The sequence below is a fragment of the Aquimarina sp. U1-2 genome (assembly GCF_017897595.1).
In the GTDB taxonomy this organism is placed as follows: domain Bacteria; phylum Bacteroidota; class Bacteroidia; order Flavobacteriales; family Flavobacteriaceae; genus Aquimarina.
The window spans coordinates 23,564-42,543 of record NZ_JAGKIK010000009.1 but is presented as its reverse complement, the minus strand read 5'-3'; the positions used below and the strand labels follow the sequence as shown (position 1 = coordinate 42,543).

The following is an 18,980-nucleotide window of genomic DNA, read 5'->3' as shown; positions in this document are numbered from 1 at the left end:
TCCAAACAGCAGAAAAAAAACAACAAACAACACTTTTTTAGATACAAGTGATTTACAGATTTACACTTTTTAAATTAATTCGGTAACTATTTTGGTTTTAAGTAAAAAAACACATAATTTTTTCACGTTTTTTAACATTTTTTCACAAAAAAAGAATACTATAGCATGCTTACAAAAATATCTCAAGCATATAATAATCCTATTTCGCCAAAATATCATTTCCTATTTTGGCTGTGCTACTTCATGATTAATTTTATACGTTGGGGAAGCTACTTTGGTGATTACATGTACTCTTTAAAATCGAATTTGGTAGAGTTTCCAATCCATATCCTTTTGGTCTATTTTAACATCTGGTATTTGATCCCAAAATTTATTTTGAAAAGAAGGTTTTTTCTTTATGTTATTTTTTTAGTGCTCAGTCTAATTATAGTGTATGTGGTTCGAACAGGACTTAACTATATATTGGTTACCAAAAATATATGGCCAGAAGCTATTGGCAACCAAGAAGCTTTTAGCTTTAATCACATTTTGGCTGTTATTATTGGGGAACTTTACGTAGTAGCTCTAGTAACCGCTATAAAATTAACAGTAGATTGGATTACAGAACGCAAAAAAAATGAGTCTCTTAGAGAGCTTCAATTACAAACTGAACTAAAATATTTAAAATCTCAGATCCAGCCACACTTTTTCTTCAATACACTAAACAATCTTTATGCATTGATTATAGAGAAGTCTGAAAAAGCGTCTGACGTAGTGCTAAAATTATCTGAAATTATGCAGTATGTACTTTATGATGTTAAAGAGTCTAAAATCGGCTTGCTTAGTGAAATTAATTATATTAATAGTTACCTGGAATTAGAAGAGTTGAGGTATGGAAATAGAATTTCTTCAAAAATCGAAATTAAAGGAGACATCGACGATATCACTATTCCTCCCCTATTACTACTTCCCTTCATAGAGAATTGTTTTAAACACGGTGCAAAAAACAATAACGACATAGCCTTGAGTATCTATTTTGAAAATTTAAAAGACGAACAACTTATATTTAAAGCTGAAAACAATTTTAACTTACATAATCAGATTATAAAAAAACATGGGATTGGGATTGAAAATATTAAAAGACGCTTAGAATTACTATACAAAAATCGATATGTATTGGAAACAAAGATTATTGACAATACTTACAATGTGCTACTAAAAATTCCAATATTATGAGTATCAAATGCATAATTATAGACGACGAACCATTGGCTATTAAGGTTATAGAATCTCATCTTTCAGAATTTAAGAATATTGAATTGATTGATACGTTCAACAATCCTTTGGATGCCTTACAAACGATTGAGAGCGGAAATATTAACGCCGTTTTTCTGGATATCAATATGCCTGGCATGAGCGGATTGGATTTTATCAAAAATAGTAGACATAAATATCATATTATCATTACTACGGCTTATCGCGAATATGCAGTCGAGAGTTTTGAGTTAGACGTTCTTGATTACTTGGTTAAACCTATTCCGTTTAATCGATTTTTGAAAACGATAAATAAACTAAATCAAGTATTGAATCAAAATCATAGTAAAAACAATGAATATCTGGGAAACAAAGACCCATTCATTTTTCTTAAAGTTGATAAGAAACTAGTAAAAATAGTATTGAAAGATATATTGTTTATTGAAAGTCTAAAAGACTATATTAAGGTGATTACCAACCAAGAAAACTATCTCGTTCATAAATCACTTACGGGAATTACTGAAGAACTTCCTGCATCAAACTTTATACGAGTACATCGATCGTATACTATAGCCATTGATAAAATAAAATCTGTAGAAGGAAATTTAATTGAAATTGGAACCAAGAAAATTCCCATTGGGCGCAATTACGTAAAACATGTCAAAGAAACCATTTTTAATAACAACAAAGACTTACACGTCTAAAAAATCATTTAAATGATCACATTATCAACACTTGACCTTATTCTCATTTTCTCATTTTTTGCGCTTACCCTTATTATCGGCATAGTTGTTTCCAAAAAATCAGGAAAAAATACCAGCGAATTCTTTCTTTCTGGTCGCAATATGCCCTGGTGGCTCTTGGGGCTATCAATGGTTGCTACTACATTCTCAACAGATACCCCAAACCTTGTTACCGATATTGTTCGCAAAGGTGGTGTGTCAGGAAATTGGGCTTGGTGGGCTTTTTTAATTACAGGATTACTTACCGTTTTTGTGTATGCTAAATTATGGCGAAAGTCTAACGTTAAAACCGATATAGAGTTTTATGATTTAAGGTACGGAGGAAAACCTGCTCATTTTTTACGAGGTTTTAGAGCCCTGTATCTCGGTGTCATTTTTAATGTTTTGGCGATGTCTGGTGTTACATTGGCCGCAATAAAAATTAGTCAGGTAATGCTCGGGCTTGACCCTTTATACACAGTTGGTATCGCAGCAGTGATTACCGTAGTATTTAGTGCAGTAGGAGGTTTTAGAGGTGTTGTATATACTGATTTTGTCTTGTTTTTTACAGCCATGATCGGGGCTATTGGTGCAGCTTATTATTGTATCAATCTCCCCGAAGTTAATGGTATAACTAACCTTATTAGCCACCCACAAGTCATCGATAAGATTTCTTTGCTACCTGATTTTGATAATACAGAGTTGCTCATCACACTGCTTATTATTCCTTTGGCAGTACAATGGTGGAGTTCTTGGTATCCTGGCGGAGAACCCGGTGGTGGTGGTTATATCGCTCAGCGTATGCTCGCTGCAAAAAATGAAAATCATGCGATAGGAGCTACTTTCTTCTTCAATATCATGCATTATGCTATTCGCCCGTGGCCCTGGATACTGGTAGCACTAGCATCATTGGTGTTATATCCAAAAGATGATATCCATACCATGCAAGATGCTCAATACAATTATGCTCAAATGCAAAAGTTGGAAAGTACGAGAGCACTCACCGAAGAAGAAAAAACACAAATGGATACGTACTATTTTGCTTCAGAAGGATTGACGGCCATACGACAAGCTTTTCCGGAGGACAAAGTACAGAAAGATAAAATTGGTCATGACCTGGCATATTCAGCGATGCTTACTCGATTACCATCTGGCTTATTAGGTTTGGTGTTAGCTTCATTAATTGCTGCGTTTATGTCTACTATTTCAACACACCTTAACTGGGGGTCTTCGTATATCGTAAACGATTTTTACATACAACAAGTCAATAAAAATGCATCTGAAAAAGAATTAGTAAGAGTCGGTCGAATTTCTACCGCTTTATTAATGCTGATCAGCACTGTACTCGCGTTGAAACTTACAAACGCAAAGCAAATTTTTGATTACATCATCATGTTTGGTGCCGGCACCGGGTTGATATTTATACTGCGTTGGTTTTGGTGGCGCATCAATGCATGGAGTGAAATCTCGGGAATGTTCGCCTCTGGTATTGTTTCTGTTATCTTTAGTTTAGAATCTGTTGATATGACTTTGTTCCAAAAGGGTATGCTACCAGGATGGTCAAAGTATCTGCTTGTCGTTGGTATCACTACAATTATTTGGTTATTAGTCACCTATGCCACTAAACCAGAAACTCAAAGTGTGTTATTCAATTTTTATAAGAAAACACAGCCTGGCGGACCGGGTTGGAAAGTGATTCTAAAAGCGGCCAAAGCTCAACAAAAACATATACAAACCGATGATGGTACCTGGAGTGTTCCTTCAGGCATACTGGCCATGTTGGTAGGTTGTATTTTGATTTATGGGGTTCTTTTTGCTACAGGATATTGGATTTATGGTCGATACACTCTTGCCATTATTGTGTCAATCATAGTGATCATTGCAACATTAGTTCTAAGTAAGTTGTGGAAGAAAATTAAAACTACTATTTTGTGATTTTTAAGCAATCCATAATGAATAGAATAGTTATATTTTTTTTTATAGTATTACAAACAGTTCATTTATTTTCTCAAGAACAACAATTTACTCGACAAGATACGCTACGAGGATCAATCACTCCAGAACGTGAATGGTGGGATGTGATATATTATCATTTGGACATCCGGGTAGAACCTGATCGTAAATATATTTCAGGTAAGAACACAATCCACTATAAAGTTTTAAAAGAGCAACAAGTCTTACAAATAGATCTGCAGTCTCCTTTAACCTTAGAAAAGGCTATACAAGGTAATGCTATACTGAATGTTAAATCTGAGGGCAATGCACATTTTATAACACTTTCAAAAAAACAAAAAAAAGGAAGCATTGAGAGTATTGAAGTATATTATAGTGGCAATCCTAGAGAAGCTGTTAATGCCCCGTGGGATGGCGGAATTTCGTGGACTAAAGATAAAAACGGCAATCATTTTATAGCGTCATCCTGCCAGGGTTTAGGGGCAAGTGTTTGGTGGCCAAACAAAGATCATATGTATGATGAGGTCGATAGCTTATTGATTAGTGTAAATGTACCTAAATCTTTAATCAATGTATCTAATGGTAGACTTCGCAAGGTAGAAACCTTTGAAAAAACCAAAACTTTTCATTGGTTTGTGAGCAACCCTATCAATAATTACGGTGTAAATATCAATATAGGAGATTATGTGCATTTTGGCGAACAATATGAGGGAGAAAAAGGAACGTTGGATATGGATTATTATGTTTTAAAATATAATCTGAAGAAAGCAAAAAAACAGTTTAAAGATGCTCCTAAAATGATGAAAGCATTTGAACATTGGTTTGGCCCCTATCCCTTTTACGAAGATAGTTTCAAATTGGTTGAAGTACCTTATTTGGGGATGGAACATCAAAGTTCGGTTACCTATGGAAACCAATATCGTAACGGATACCAGGGGAGAGATCTCTCGGGATCTGGCTGGGGTATGAAATTCGATTTTATCATCATACATGAAGCAGGTCACGAATGGTTCGCCAATAATATTACCTATAAAGATGCTGCAGATATGTGGATACACGAAAGTTTTACGGCATATTCTGAAAGTTTGTTTCTTGAATATTATTATGGAAAAACAGCAGCAGAAGAATATATTAGAGGTACACGAAAGATGATTAATAATGATCGCCCAATTATCGGCACGTACCATGTGAATCAAGAAGGATCTTCAGATATGTACTATAAAGGAGCGAATATGCTGCTCACGCTAAGACAGCTTATAGGTGATGATGAGCTGTGGCGATCAATCCTTCGAGGTGTAAACGAGGTATTTTATCACCAAACGGTCACCACACAACAAATAGAAGCATACCTAAGTAGTCAAACAAAAATTGATCTCACCAATTTTTTTGATCAATATTTGAGAACTACAAAAATACCAACTTTAGAATATCATTTCGCCAATGGCAATTTAAAATATAGATATAGTAATATAATCGACGAGTTTGATATGCCCGTTCGAATTTTTATAGATAAAAAAGCAAAATGGATACAGCCCAGTACAGCTTGGCAAACCGAAAAATTAACAGGAAATAAGCTGCAGATAGATCCTAATTTTTATATCGATACGAAGGTAGTACCTTAGATTTTGTTTAAAATCTTTTTTAGATACTGCTAAGGGTATCAATCGTGGTGTAAAAGCCCTTAAATCGAAGTATTGCGCTATTTTTACTGTTTTCATACTGACTTTCAGATTTTACTATCTATTGATTAAAAAAGATGTTATCTTTATTTTGCTAGCAATTTGAATACGCGAACCGATGCAATTAATCTCCGAAATACAATTATCTCCTGAAAAATCATTACAATTATTTAAAGGAGATATAACCAATATTCCTGAGGCTCATAAAATTGATTTCTTAGTTCTTTCGGCATTTCCTGACAACTATGCTCCTACGACCACCTCTTTGATAGGAGCTTTGGACCGTAAAGGATGCTCTGTTGATATTTTGGCACAAAATAAAGAATTGGATTTAAGAGCGTATACACAATGCTGGGCTTCAAGAAAACTCAAATTTAAAAATATAGATAGAATTTTGTGTTTTGAACCCAAACCTGATCCAGCAGCAAATCCTTATTCACAAATTGCAGAAATATTTCAGAGCCTCACCTTTATTTCCAAAAGTCATTCAATCAAGAGTATAGCACTACCATTACTATTGACCGGCGAACAAAACTATGATGTCAACAAAGTCGTGAAAGAGCTTATAAACACAAGTTTGTTGTGGTTAGAAAAAGAACCTTTTGGTACAATTAAAATTGTAGAAATTAATGATCAAAAAGTTGCGCTATTAAAACAAGTAATCGATGAAAAGCGACAACTATTAGAAAATCAAAAAATTGATTATAAATATGATTTTTTTGTGAGTTACAGTCGCAAAAATGAACCAGAAGTAAGTCTTTTAAAACAGCAACTTGGGGGAGCATTTAACCTTTTTATAGATACCCAAAATATTGAAATAGGAACAAACTGGTTGGATAAAATCAATGAAGCTATGGCTAGCTCTAAACGTTTTATCGTATGCTTATCAGATACTTATGTACAATCTAAGGTGTGCAGATATGAGTACTCTTTTTGTAATTTAAAATACATAAAAGAGGGAAATGATATTGTATTACCCCTCTACCTCTACTCTGCCAAACTTCCTTTTGAGATGAGCATTCTTAATTTTTTTAATGCAAGAGAGGGCAATACTGATAAAATAACAGCATTTTGTGATTTGATTCATTCAAAATATTTAAAGTAAAACCCGTCTGTTCATTTTGGCAGAACTATTAAAGAAAAGCTTCAATTTGATAATTTTTTCATAATAACCTCTCGACTGCGAGATGACATAGAAGAAAAATTAGCCTGCCCTTAACTTGATTGGGTATATCGAGAAAGCTTTTCAAATCCAAAATCCTACGTCATCCTGAACTTGTCGAAGGGCTCGATACACTTCTTCCTCTGGTCGAAGCACTCCAATTGACAGATTTTGAATAGGAAATTTATAATTCGTAACAGGTAAAGTAAAGTATATTTTGACACGATCACATTACATTCATCAGTGGTATGTTACTATTTTATTTCGATCAAACCTTTGAATATTTGAATCTCAATTATTGAGTAAAATTAACAGCAATTGGTCTATAATCTTTTACTCATTATGCTTCGCTATTGCTATAATTACGGTAACCCGTAATATAAATCAAAACAAATTTAGTATCTTACTTATCTGACTCTTTTAAACGTTAAGGATATATGACAGATAAAAAAGACCGGCTAAAAGATCTAGAAGCGTATTATATTATGGATACTCTGCCAGAAGAGGATTTGAATGAGCTGGCAGAGATCGCATCAGCTATATGTGAAACGCCTATATCCTTAATTTCACTGCTTGATGACTCTCGACAATGGTTTAAAGCTGTAAAAGGATTAAAAGTTAGAGAAACACCTATCGAACAGGCCTTTTGCAAATTCACTCTTGACCACCCCGAAGAAGTTCTCGTCGTAGAAGATTCATGGCTCGACGAAAGGTTTAAGGATAATGCTTTAGTCGTAGGCGATCCTAACATAAGATTCTATGCTGGGGCGCCGTTAGTTACACCCCTAGGCAATGTTCTTGGTACGTTATGCATCATTGATAGAAAACCAAGACATATTTCTGAACATCAAAAAAAAGCGTTACAGTTGCTTGCAAAAAAGGTGATGGATTTCCTGAATTCAAGAAAATTGACCATCGAACAAGCCAAAACCATTAAATTTAATGCAAAACGACTACAAAGGCTAACAGATCAGGTTCCTGCTATCATTTTTCAATATGAAATCGCTACAAATCTGCAACAATCTATAACATTTGTAAATGAAGAAATTAATAATATAGACTTAAATATCAACTTTCAAGATGTTTGGACTGATCCGCGACTTCTTTTAAAAGTAATTCACGAGGATGATGTTGAAGCTATTAAAAATAGTCTCTATAATCTCTCAAAGTATACTTCTGTTTGGCAAGAAGAATTTAGAATTATAGATGCAAATCATAAAATTATTTGGTTCAAAGGAGTTGCCAAACGAGAAGTTAGAAATGATAGAACCATAGTTTGGTATGGCATCCTTCAGGATATTTCGATACAAAAGGAGTATGAACAAACTATTGAACAAATATCATTCGATATTTCTCATGTGCTTCGTAAACCGATCTGTACAATGCTAGGGCTTACACAACTCATAAAAAATGAAGAAATGAATGCACAATCCCTAAAGGACTACTCAAAATATATAGAGTTGGTGTCCACAGAGCTCGATATATTTACAAAAAAACTATACGATACATATCATAATAAGAAAAAGAGAATTCACACAATTCTAAATACAGAAAATACCTGAGTTTTGATCGTACTACTTTTATTATTTTTGATCAATGTCGAAACTTAAATACCCAGCAGGCGGTGGGAAGAACCCTTTATAGTGACGTTATGTTATGGCCGAAATGATGCGATAGTAAACACTCTAACAAAAAAGCTCATTTGGCATCTGACCATAAATGAGCTATTCCAAAGACAAAGCTCCGATAAATTTTATTCTACTTAACATCACTTTAAGACTAATATCCCTATAAATCCCTATTTTTCAGAAAATATTTAATCGTATACGTTTAATCCTTTTCGTGTATCAGAAAATCCATTATGGCTTGAAAATGCTGCAAAACCAAGCATTAAGTTATATTTTTAAGTGTCACCATAGCCCTTAGACTCCGTTCAAGGTAAACCGCTATGCTGAAACTTAGAAAAGACTTTCAACGCTTCGTCTCGCCCAAAGCAATGCTTTGTCATGGCATTTTCAAACCTCATAACGAAATTTTAATACATAAACTGGGTTTAAGTATTGTAAAATTAATGTATAATAAACTCATACCAATGCAACTAAAAATAAAAAGGTATACTATAGCTTCGCTACTACATATCAAAACCATCATTTTGATATGCAATCTTTTAAGTATAATAACAATGACTGCGCAAACTAAGTTTGAGAAAGAGCATCGCACAAAAGCAGAGCATGTACCTGTGGGAGCAACTGCATTTATTAGGCAAGCTTTCCCTGATAAAAAAGTAAAATGGTATGCAGAAGAAAGTCAGGATGGCCGTACGTATGAGGCGAAAACTTGTTATTCAAAAATCAAACATAGTATCGAATTTGATCCTGCGGGCCGTCTTATTGACGTAGAACGTAAGGTCCACTTCACATCACTTAAAAAACATACACAAAATCACATTACTTCTGCATTAGACAGTCTCTTTGAAAAGTACAAGATTATAAAAACACAGATTCAGTGGAAAGGAAATCCTGAAGATTTGCTACAATCTATCAAAAAACAAGAAAAAAATAAGTTGTCTTACCAACGCTATGAACTGGTTCTAAAAGCTAAAAAAGACAACGCTTTTAAAATGTATGAGATGCTACTGGACAGTATTGGAACAGTAGAAAAATTTCTTGAAATTAAGCAACGTCCTACTGATAATCTAGAGTTTTAAAAAGAAGAGTGCATATCCTATGAAAAAAACTTTAGCCATGTTTTTACTGCTTATGACCACCAAATATGTCATTGCACAAACTTCTTTTTCTTCAGGTATTTTGCCAAGAGTTCGTATTTCAACCAAAGTATCAGAAAAATTAAAATGGGTTAACGGTTTAGAGACAAGACAGCTTTTTATTGATGACACAAGGGAAGAAACGTTAAAATATGAATATGTACTTACCGATATATCGTCCCTACTTTCGCTAAAGATTGGAGCTTATGGAGCAATAAACGGGGGATATCTTTTACGATTTGAGGGTGATTACATTTTTCATAGAGCGATTCAACAGTTTACCCTGGTTCAAAATTATGATAGGATTCGACTAGGACATCGATTTGTTACTGATCAAACATTTGGTCGATCTGAATCACCAGAGTTTAGACTGCGGTATCGAATTGCTTTAGAAAGACCTCTTTCAGGAAATAAGGTAGATCCAAAAGAATTATATTTTAAAATAAGCAACGAATATCTTATGAAATTCCAAAATTCAGAAACCACTTTTGAAACCCGAATTTTACCGTTTATAGGATATGAAATTAATAAAAAAAATAAAGTAGAACTTGGGCTGGATTATCGTTTAGACAATTTATTATCTTCTGGACAAGAAAACGATCTTTGGCTTAGTATAAATTGGTATTACACCTTGTAAATAAAACTAAACTACTTCGGGACAAGCCCATGAAGTATCCGTTGAAAACAATTTTTAAATTTCGAGGCAAACCTCCGGGGAGGTATTATACTCTTTGGCGGCACCAGTAAACTAAGATATTCGAAGTAAATTTAGCAAGTTAAAAGTATCACACCACAGCCTATCACATGTGATATCAATTTTTTTACTATAGAATTCAATAATTTTAAACATTGCATTTTTAAAAGTGTTACTATTATAGTATCTTTAATAGAGGAATTTAACCTGCTTTACGCACTAGAAAATCCCCGCCTGCCATTTTATTAGAAAAAGGCGGGCAGGTACTACGGCTTGAAACTGCTGCAAAACCAAGCACTACGTTGTATTTTTAGGTTTCACAATAGCGGTGCTATGCTGAAACCTAGCAAACATTTGGTTTTTATAGCATTTTCAACCCTCATAACGAAATTCTAATGCATAAACCGGGTTTAAAATTAGGAAAGGGTAAATTTCTAATACCAAATCTGCTATAAAATAAAATAGCATAAAAGATGCGAAGCTACTTTTCTCTCCTTCGAAGCCATAAAATTATTGCATAGCCATAGCTACGGAATTATTTTTCAATGAAGTAAGAGGTAAAATGAACAAGGAGATTTGTGCTATTTTATGGTAGATTTGGTATAAGACAACAAATGGAATACAATTTTAATTTCGAATTAAGCTACGAGCTAACTTTTCAATGCTGGTTCGGCTTAGAAGTCGATTATTGAACCCGATTTATTGTATTAGAACTATGTCGAAAAAATTGTTATATCATTTGCTAATTATAGGGGTTGTGAACACATATTATTCATGTTCGAACGCTACCATATTATCAGATACTGAAGCAGCATGGGTAAGCAAAAACAAAAATAAAGTCACTGTAGCCCTATTTCCTTACTATAAACCCTATCAATTCGTTGATGATAATCAAAAAGTTGATGGTGTTTTAATCGACTATCTCGATCTTTTAGAGCAAAAAACAGGCCTTAATTTTATAAAAAAGAGATATGCGAATTGGGAAGAACTTCTAAATGATGCACGAAGTAATAAAATAGATCTTATTCTCGAGATCCAAGAAACATCGAATAGAAAAAACTATCTCAATTTTTATTCAAAATTGTTTACGTCAGACTATGTCATTGTTACCAAAAAAGATAATATCGTAGTACGCCTAACAGATCTACAAAACAAAAGTGTAGTGGTTCCCAAAGATTATGGTATTTATGAAATATTAAAAGAAAAAGAAAAAAGGATTAATATCACTACAGCATTAGATGATATTACTTGTCTTCACAAAGTAAGTACAGGAGAACACTTTGCGTACATTGGTCCAAAAGCAGTTGCCAACTATTTAATAAAGTCTGAAAATTTGGAAAATTTGAGTATTACTGCCAAAACAAAGTATACCTATACCCCCAGTGTTGCGGTTCAAAAAAATCAAAAAATGCTTAACCAAATTATTGATAAAGCAACTGGCAGTATTTTGGATAAAGAGAAACAAACTATTATCGATAATTGGTTGTATCATACATTCGTCCCACTGTATAAGCAAGCAAGGTTTTGGGTTGCACTTTCTACAGTTATTCTCTCTTTGATGATTATCGTTTTATTGCTAAATCGATACCTCAAATTTTTAGTAAAGCAAAAAACCAAAGAGTTGATGATTGCAAAAGATAAGGCTGAAGAAAGCAATCGATTAAAAACAGCATTTATACATAATATCTCTCATGAAGTACGAACGCCAATGAATGGTATTATTGGCTTCTCTGAACTTATTAATGATCCAGAAACCCCTAAAGAGGATTATGAAGAATATGCTAAGATTATTGCGAGCAGTGGTTACCAGCTCATCAATATTATAGATGATATTATTGAAATATCACAGTTACAAACCAATCAAATAATAGTACAAGAAGAAGAGGTGAATTTTAATGAACTTTTACAGCAATTAAACGATTTGTATAAAGATAAGGCCCTCGAGAAAGATATTGTTTTTCGTATACGAAATACGATCCCCTCACAACATGGGTTCATCTTTGCAGACCGTGCGAAGATTTATAAAATCTTACAACGACTAATTGATAATGCTATAAAATTTACCCATAAAGGCCTTGTAGAAATTACAACAAAAATCAAAGATGATTTTCTTATGGTTATGATTAAAGATAGTGGTATTGGTATAAAAAAAGAAGATCAGGATCTTATATTTAACGACTTTTCGCAATCTGAAAAAGAAGTAACCAAGAGTTACGATGGCTTAGGATTGGGACTATCTATAGCGCAAAAATATGCCGCCTATTTGAACGGAAAAATATCTTTTATTTCCAGACCAAACATAGGTTCTACCTTTACTTTATGTATCCCATATCATCCGGTTATCCATGCTCAAATTTACGCAGATCCTACGAATAGTATAACTTCTGAAGCAATTAACAACGATTTAAAACAGGTTATTCTAATTGCTGAAGATGGAAATACTAATTTTATCTATCTCAAAACTATATTACTTAAGATGAAGGGATACAAATTTGTAATTTATCGTGCAGAAAACGGAAAAAAAGCGGTAGAATTATGTAAAAACAATCCAAATATTGACCTTGTATTAATGGATATAAGAATGCCCATTATGGATGGATATGCTGCCACCAAAAAAATCAAAAAAATAAGACCAGGATTACCGGTAGTGGCGCAAACAGCATATTCGACCGAAGAGGATATTCGAAAAGCATTGGCTTCGGGTTGCGATGATCTTATCGCAAAACCTATTGACAAGCGACTTTTAAAACCCATCCTTCAAAAATACACGACTAGCGCTAAATTTAAAAAATCGAAAACTATTTAAATGTCAATGCCGCATCAGTTTTTAGGTTTCTTACAAAGCAACACCTTACAAAATATACAATCATTATTACCTGTTAAACCTTTTGATTTTAAAGAATTATCAACACTTTCGTTCTCAACTATCAAAAAGATTACTATTGATTACAAAAAAAATGAGGTATTAGGAAAGTTTGTTGAACAATTTTTTGAGTATTGTATTCTTCATACAAATCGATATCAACTCATTGCTAAGGGTGTTCAAATTTTTGATGATAAAATTACCGTAGGCGAACTTGATTTTATCATGCTGGATACCTATTCAAAAAAAACAATACATGTAGAACTGGTGTATAAATTCTATCTTTATGACCCCGAAGTGAAACAGGAGATTCAACGTTGGATAGGACCAAACCGTAAGGATTCATTACCTCAAAAATTAGAAAAGCTTACGCATAAACAATTTCCATTGCTGTATCACGAGCAAACCAAAATCGCACTAAAAGATTATGATTTAAGACCTGGCGAAATTGAACAGCAAATTTGCTATTTAGTCAATTTATTTATTCCGTTTTCATATCAAAAAGAACGTTTACAAGTACATTACCAAGATTGTATTGTCGGATACTGGATACGAATGGAAGAAGTAAGCAAAGAGCGTTTTGGTTCCTTATTATTTTACATTCCTTTTAAAAAAGAATGGGTCATGCATCCGAAATATAATAAAACTTGGTTGTGCTACGATGAAATAGTTGATGATATACGCCAAAAATATCTTCAAAAAACATCATCATTACTTTGGATAAAACGTAATGAAGATGAATATGTTCGACTATTTGTAGTATGGTGGTGATTGATAATTTAAAGCCCACTAATATAACTTCCGTAGAGATCATTAAACTGAAAACCTTCAGAAAGTCTATGTTTACTCAATTTTTTATATTCGACTAGCCCCCACAATACAAATTCTTTCATAAAATAGTTATCGGTTTTATCCAGATCAGGTTGATATTTCTTTATTAAATCATCCAGAGGCGCAATGGCATCTAATTGTGATATATAGTTTTTGTCTGATACATCATCAAGTAGTTCGAACCCGCTCTCTTCAAAAAACCAATTGATCAGATCCTGATACGGACTTTCATAATCTTCTTTTTCTAATTTCTCTATAGCAGGAAAATAATCGGGAAACAACGTTTTGATAGCTTCAGAAATTAGAGAATTAGCCACCGAAGATGCTCCCTCTTGTTCGCCTTCGTAAACTAATTCTACTTTTCCTGTTATCGCAGGGATCACACCTACAAAGTCACTTAAGCGCAAGGTGGTTTTTTCGTCGTTTGATCGCAAAGCCCGATGCTCTGCGGTACTTAATAAATTTTCATAAGCCGTAATACTCATTCTTGCACTTATACCGCTTTTATGATCAATAAACTCACTATCTCTAGCCTCAAAACCAATTTGTTCGAGTAACGTTTTAGCAATTTCAGGCACATAAACCAGGTCCTGTTGTCGTGCATCTAATTTTGCTTCTTGTTGTGTGATTATTTTAGCAATCTCAACAGTTTCTGGATAATGCGTTAGAATTTGGGATCCGATTCTATCCTTTAATGGTGTAACTATGCTCCCTCGATTGGTATAATCTTCTGGATTGGCAGTAAAAACAAATTGAATATCCAGAGGTAATCTTAATTTAAAACCACGTATTTGAATATCTCCCTCTTGCAATATATTGAAAAGCGCAACTTGTATTCGTGACTGTAAATCTGGGAGTTCGTTGATTACAAAAATACTTCTGTTTGCTCTTGGAATCATTCCGAAATGAATCACCCTATCGTCGGCATAGCTTAACTTTAAATTTGCTGCTTTGATCGGGTCAACATCTCCGATAATATCTGCAACAGTAACATCGGGTGTTGCTAATTTTTCAGCAAAACGTTCTGATCTGTGTATCCAGCTTATGGGTGTATCATCTGCTTTCTCTTGTAATATATCGGACGCATATCTGGAAATAGGATGAAAAGGGTCATCATTAATTTCTGATCCTTTAACTACTGGTATCCATTCATCCAAAAGCTGAACCATTTGCCTTGCCAAACGTGTTTTGGCCTGACCTCGTAAACCGAGTAAATTGATATTGTGTCTTGATAAAATTGCTCTTTCCAGTTCAGGAATCACAGTGTTTTCATATCCATGTATCCCGGTAAACGTATCTTCTTTGGCGGTAATTCGGTTTCTTAAATTATCCCGTAGTTCGTCTTTAATAGACTTACTTTGATATCCAGATTTTTTTAAATCGCCAAAAGTCTTTATAGCTTCAATGTTCATCTGCTTATTTTTTTAGTGTATTCAACATAAAGAAATTAAAATCTGTCTGTTCTTAGGTGGTTTATACTCACTTCATATGTTCTTCTTCTTAAAAACAATGAATTCTTTACAATTATCCTCGTATTTTTTTCTTTCTATTGGTTTCATAATCTTCAAAAATCATTTCCCCGAGTCCTTTTAGTCCGGTATAAAATGCTTTTCCTTGATTGGCATAGGTAAATTCTTTTACAAATTGCATTAAGTAAGGATCCTGAGCAATCATAAATGTAGTAATAGGAATATGTAACTTTCTTGCTTGTTGCGCCATCATATAACATTTATTAACAATGTGCTTGTCTAAACCATTGCTATTTTTATAATACTGCCCATCTGGCATTCTTAGGCAACTGGGTTTACCATCGGTGATCATAAAAATTTGTTTATTGGTATTTCGCTTTCTACGCAACATATCCATCGCTAATTGTAATCCAGCAACGGTATTGGTATGATAGGGCCCCACTTGCAAATAGGGTAAATCTTTTATAGCGATGGGCCATGCATCATTACCAAAAACTAAAATATCGAGTGTGTCTTTTGGATATCTAGTAGTAATAAGTTCTGCTAATGCCATGGCTACTTTTTTGGCCGGAGTAATACGATCTTCTCCATACAAAATCATACTATGACTTATATCAATCATTAAAACGGTACTCATTTGGGCTTTGTACTGCGTTTCTTCTACCACCAAATCATCTTCGGTTAAATGAAGGTCGCCAATACCGTGATTAATTTGTGCATTTTTTAAGCTTTCTGTGATTGAGATACGTTCTAGTGAATCCCCATAGTTATAATTTCTGAACTCTCCTGCATGTTCATCACCTCTACCGATATAATTAGTTCGATGGTTTCCCGATCCACTTCGTTTTAATTTCCCGAAAATTTGATCCAGGGCTCTTTTACGAATAGCCTGTTCGGTTTTGGCAGTTATTGACATTCCACCTTTGCCGTTTGGTTTGATTTCCTCTCTAATAAATCCTTTCCTTTTTAAATCCTCTACAAAGTCGTCCAGAGTATAGTTCTCGTCAGTTAGTTGATACTCTTTATCTAATTCTTTCATCCAATCCAGAGCTTCATCCAAATCACCAGAAGTATGTGTAATAATTTCCTGAAAAATATCAAAAAGCTTCTCGAATGGGGATTGCTCTTTGGCTTCAAAAGGTTTGAAGACGAAACCTCTTTTACGATTCATTTTTTTCTTTTTCATTAGCTAAAGTTAGTATATTTTAACTGAACTAGTTTAAACTTTTTTGATTTAGATGAAAAATGAAGGTTTTGTGCTTAAATGAAGTAATTTTTTACTTGCATAGCAGCGCTACGGAAGTCAAAAATTATAAAATATAAGTGCAAAACAGCATTTTTTTAGCAAATTGAAAAAAGTTTAAACTAGTTCATTAAGAACGAAACCATAAAATGGATTAACGAATAAGAATTAACATAATATATTTGACAGATTTTTTTACTGAAGCGATATTCTGTCAGAATTTCTGTATTGAGCCAAGTCAGGTTAAACTCTAGCACTCTTTTCTTTAAAAAGATTACTTTTAACTTGCTGTACATGTTGAAAGAAATGCTTAAACAGGTAGAATGCTCCTCGCCTTTTCTTCTTGTGAAACAAACAATAATGAATTTTAAAAATTTCTTCACTAGAAGAGATGTTTAAAATTTTTAACGAGAGAGCGTAGCAGCTACCTACGTTTTCGATTTTATAAGTATTTTATGACCAAGTAATTACTAAAATTTACACGTATGAGCACAAAGTATGTTGTTGTTGTTTTACTCATGATAGTATCATGCACTACGCAAAATCCTTTAGAACAAGTATTGCAATCTAAAGAAGATGCGATTAGAAATATTATGCAAAGCTATAAGAATTATGAGGTACAAATACTATATACGCAGATAGACCGAAATACGCAAGGAAACGTCAGTTTTACCGATTTTGAATTTAACGTAAACGACAGTATTTATTTTTACCCCGCTAGTTCGGTAAAGTTTCCTATAGCGCTGCTTGCATTAGGAAAATTAAAAGAATTACAGGAAAAAGGGGTACGTATCGATAGAAAAACAAATTTTAAAACGCAAAACGATACGTATCATTCTTCTATAGAAAAGTCTATTATCGATATTTTTGCTATTAGCGATAATCAGGCTTACAATCGTTTGTTTGAATTTCTAGGTCAGGATTATATCAATCAAAATTTGCATTCAAAACAACTAAAAGGGAATATTTCTCATCGTTTATCCATTCCTAATTCTAGAAGCTTAACCACAGCATCTATTATGTTCAAGAAGCATCTCGATGATAGTATCCCAGTATATAAACAGTATCCTATTAAAAATAAAGCCTTACCAAAATTGTCGTTAAAAAACACGTCAAAAGGTAAAGGATATTTTCAAAATGACAGTTTAATTAAACATCCAAAAGATTTTTCTAAAAAGAACTACCTTCCCTTACGATCTTTACATAGCATGATGAAGCGTATTCATTTTCCTGACTCCTATAAAAAATCTGATCAATTTGATATGAATCCAGCTGATAGAACGTTTATCCTAAAAGCTATGCAAAATTTACCTCATCAAGCCGGATTTGATAAAACAATTTATTATGACTCTTACGTTAAATTTTTCATTTTTGGTGATCATAAAAGGGGTATCCCTGATCACATCAAGATGTATAATAAGGTGGGGTATGCGTATGGATATCTTACCGATTGTGCATATATAATAGATACCAAAAATAACCTCGAGTTTATCCTGTCTGCTACTGTACATGTTAATAAAAATGAAATCTACAATGACGATCAGTATGAATATGACACTATCGGAATCCCGTTCTTAGCAGAACTAGGACGACAAATATATACTTTCGAATTAAACAGGAAGTAGATCAAACTTCAGTAAACAATTTTAGGGCGAACCCTTGGCATGACGGTTGAAAGAAAAACTACCTGTAAGGAGTCTCTATACATGCTATAAGTTAATTGTGATATAGAGGTAGGTATAGTTAGCGTAACACGTTCTCTACTTACTAAGTTTCAATATTTCTTTCGAAAAACAGCACGATAATACGATAAAAATCGTTATATTAGAAGCTACCCCTTCGTTTTAAATTATTGTCGAAAGCAAAATACAAATACAATATGGATACAAATAAAAATGATATTGTAATTGCATAACTATGTGCTTGCATAGTATGTAATTATAATGTAAACCCCACAATTATGAAAAATTACATACTACTGCTATTGGTACTGCTCTCCCCTTTTATATATGGCAACGTTCAGGAAGTAAAAACGACTTTAGCCTGTATTGATCATTCACAAAATCCCAGAGATCGTAAACTTTCTCCTGAAGAAGTACAGCAACGCGGTATAGATTTACAGGTCAATCAAATTGTAGAAGAAATGGATGACATAGATTTACGGAAAATGGCAAGATCTGCAATTTTTGAAACATCATACGGTTTTAGATGGAAAATGGTAAATCTAAGTACCAGTAAAAAAATCATCATCAAAGTTGATAAGGATTTCAATTTAATTTCAGCAAGAGATGGAAACAATCTTAAAATCAAGTAACGCTAAAACAGGATTGGTTTAACCCACATTATGCATTATAAGATCCCCACCTG

General features: G+C 33.5%; 14 protein-coding genes. 12 read left to right on the top strand and 2 right to left on the bottom strand.

All coding sequences use genetic code 11. The features are described 5' to 3' along the window. The first annotated feature begins 165 nt into the window (after positions 1–165). The 10 genes from J8281_RS12475 (at position 166) to J8281_RS12430 (ending at position 13,841) form a co-directional block, all read left to right on the top strand. The gene (locus J8281_RS12475; protein WP_210197968.1) at positions 166–1,215 is read left to right on the top strand and encodes a sensor histidine kinase; all 1,050 of its coding nucleotides are present in this window, start codon (positions 166–168) and stop codon (positions 1,213–1,215) included. Continuing rightward, entirely contained in the window at positions 1,212–1,937 is a 726-nt protein-coding gene (locus J8281_RS12470; RefSeq protein ID WP_210197967.1) for a LytTR family DNA-binding domain-containing protein, read from the top strand. The genes J8281_RS12475 and J8281_RS12470 overlap by 4 nt, the downstream gene beginning before the upstream one ends. A 12-nt stretch (positions 1,938–1,949) precedes the next feature. After that, on the top strand, positions 1,950–3,890 hold the full coding sequence (locus tag J8281_RS19700) for a sodium:solute symporter family protein (RefSeq protein ID WP_246849107.1): 1,941 nt from the start codon (positions 1,950–1,952) through the stop codon (positions 3,888–3,890). A 17-nt stretch (positions 3,891–3,907) separates the two neighbouring features. Next, the gene (locus tag J8281_RS12460; protein WP_210197966.1) at positions 3,908–5,530 is read left to right on the top strand and encodes a M1 family metallopeptidase; all 1,623 of its coding nucleotides are present in this window, start codon (positions 3,908–3,910) and stop codon (positions 5,528–5,530) included. Positions 5,531–5,705: 175 nt separating this feature from the next. Continuing rightward, positions 5,706–6,692, top strand: coding sequence for a toll/interleukin-1 receptor domain-containing protein (locus J8281_RS12455; RefSeq protein WP_210197965.1), 987 nt, complete (start codon positions 5,706–5,708; stop codon positions 6,690–6,692). Positions 6,693–7,186: 494 nt separating this feature from the next. Beyond that, positions 7,187–8,311, top strand: a complete 1,125-nt coding sequence (locus J8281_RS12450) for a GAF domain-containing protein (protein ID WP_210197964.1) — start codon at positions 7,187–7,189, stop codon at positions 8,309–8,311. Positions 8,312–8,931: 620 nt separating this feature from the next. After that, positions 8,932–9,456 carry a hypothetical protein gene (locus J8281_RS12445; RefSeq protein WP_210197963.1) on the top strand — a complete coding sequence of 175 codons (525 nt, stop codon included), beginning with the start codon at positions 8,932–8,934 and terminating at the stop codon, positions 9,454–9,456. A gap of 19 nt (positions 9,457–9,475) precedes the next feature. Continuing rightward, entirely contained in the window at positions 9,476–10,150 is a 675-nt protein-coding gene (locus J8281_RS12440) for a DUF2490 domain-containing protein (protein ID WP_210197962.1), read from the top strand. An 814-nt stretch (positions 10,151–10,964) separates the two neighbouring features. Beyond that, complete coding sequence (locus tag J8281_RS12435; RefSeq protein ID WP_210197961.1) at positions 10,965–13,013, top strand: response regulator; 2,049 nt, start codon at positions 10,965–10,967, stop codon at positions 13,011–13,013. Continuing rightward, positions 13,014–13,841, top strand: a complete 828-nt coding sequence (locus tag J8281_RS12430; protein ID WP_210197960.1) for a DUF1853 family protein — start codon at positions 13,014–13,016, stop codon at positions 13,839–13,841. An 8-nt stretch (positions 13,842–13,849) separates the two neighbouring features. Here J8281_RS12430 and J8281_RS12425 read toward each other — a convergent pair whose 3' ends face one another. Together J8281_RS12425 and J8281_RS12420 are read right to left on the bottom strand one after the other, a co-directional pair. After that, positions 13,850–15,313, bottom strand: a complete 1,464-nt coding sequence (locus tag J8281_RS12425; RefSeq protein WP_210197959.1) for a magnesium chelatase — start codon at positions 15,311–15,313, stop codon at positions 13,850–13,852. Between the two features lie 112 nt (positions 15,314–15,425). Further along, positions 15,426–16,556: a VWA domain-containing protein gene (locus J8281_RS12420; RefSeq protein WP_210197958.1), complete on the bottom strand. Its 1,131-nt coding sequence runs from the start codon at positions 16,554–16,556 to the stop codon at positions 15,426–15,428. A gap of 542 nt (positions 16,557–17,098) precedes the next feature. Here J8281_RS12420 and J8281_RS12415 point away from each other — a divergent pair. Together J8281_RS12415 and J8281_RS12410 are read left to right on the top strand one after the other, a co-directional pair. Continuing rightward, complete coding sequence (locus J8281_RS12415; protein ID WP_210197957.1) at positions 17,099–18,238, top strand: serine hydrolase; 1,140 nt, start codon at positions 17,099–17,101, stop codon at positions 18,236–18,238. Between the two features lie 335 nt (positions 18,239–18,573). Next, on the top strand, positions 18,574–18,927 hold the full coding sequence (locus J8281_RS12410; RefSeq protein WP_210197956.1) for a hypothetical protein: 354 nt from the start codon (positions 18,574–18,576) through the stop codon (positions 18,925–18,927). Positions 18,928–18,980: the final 53 nt, after the last annotated feature.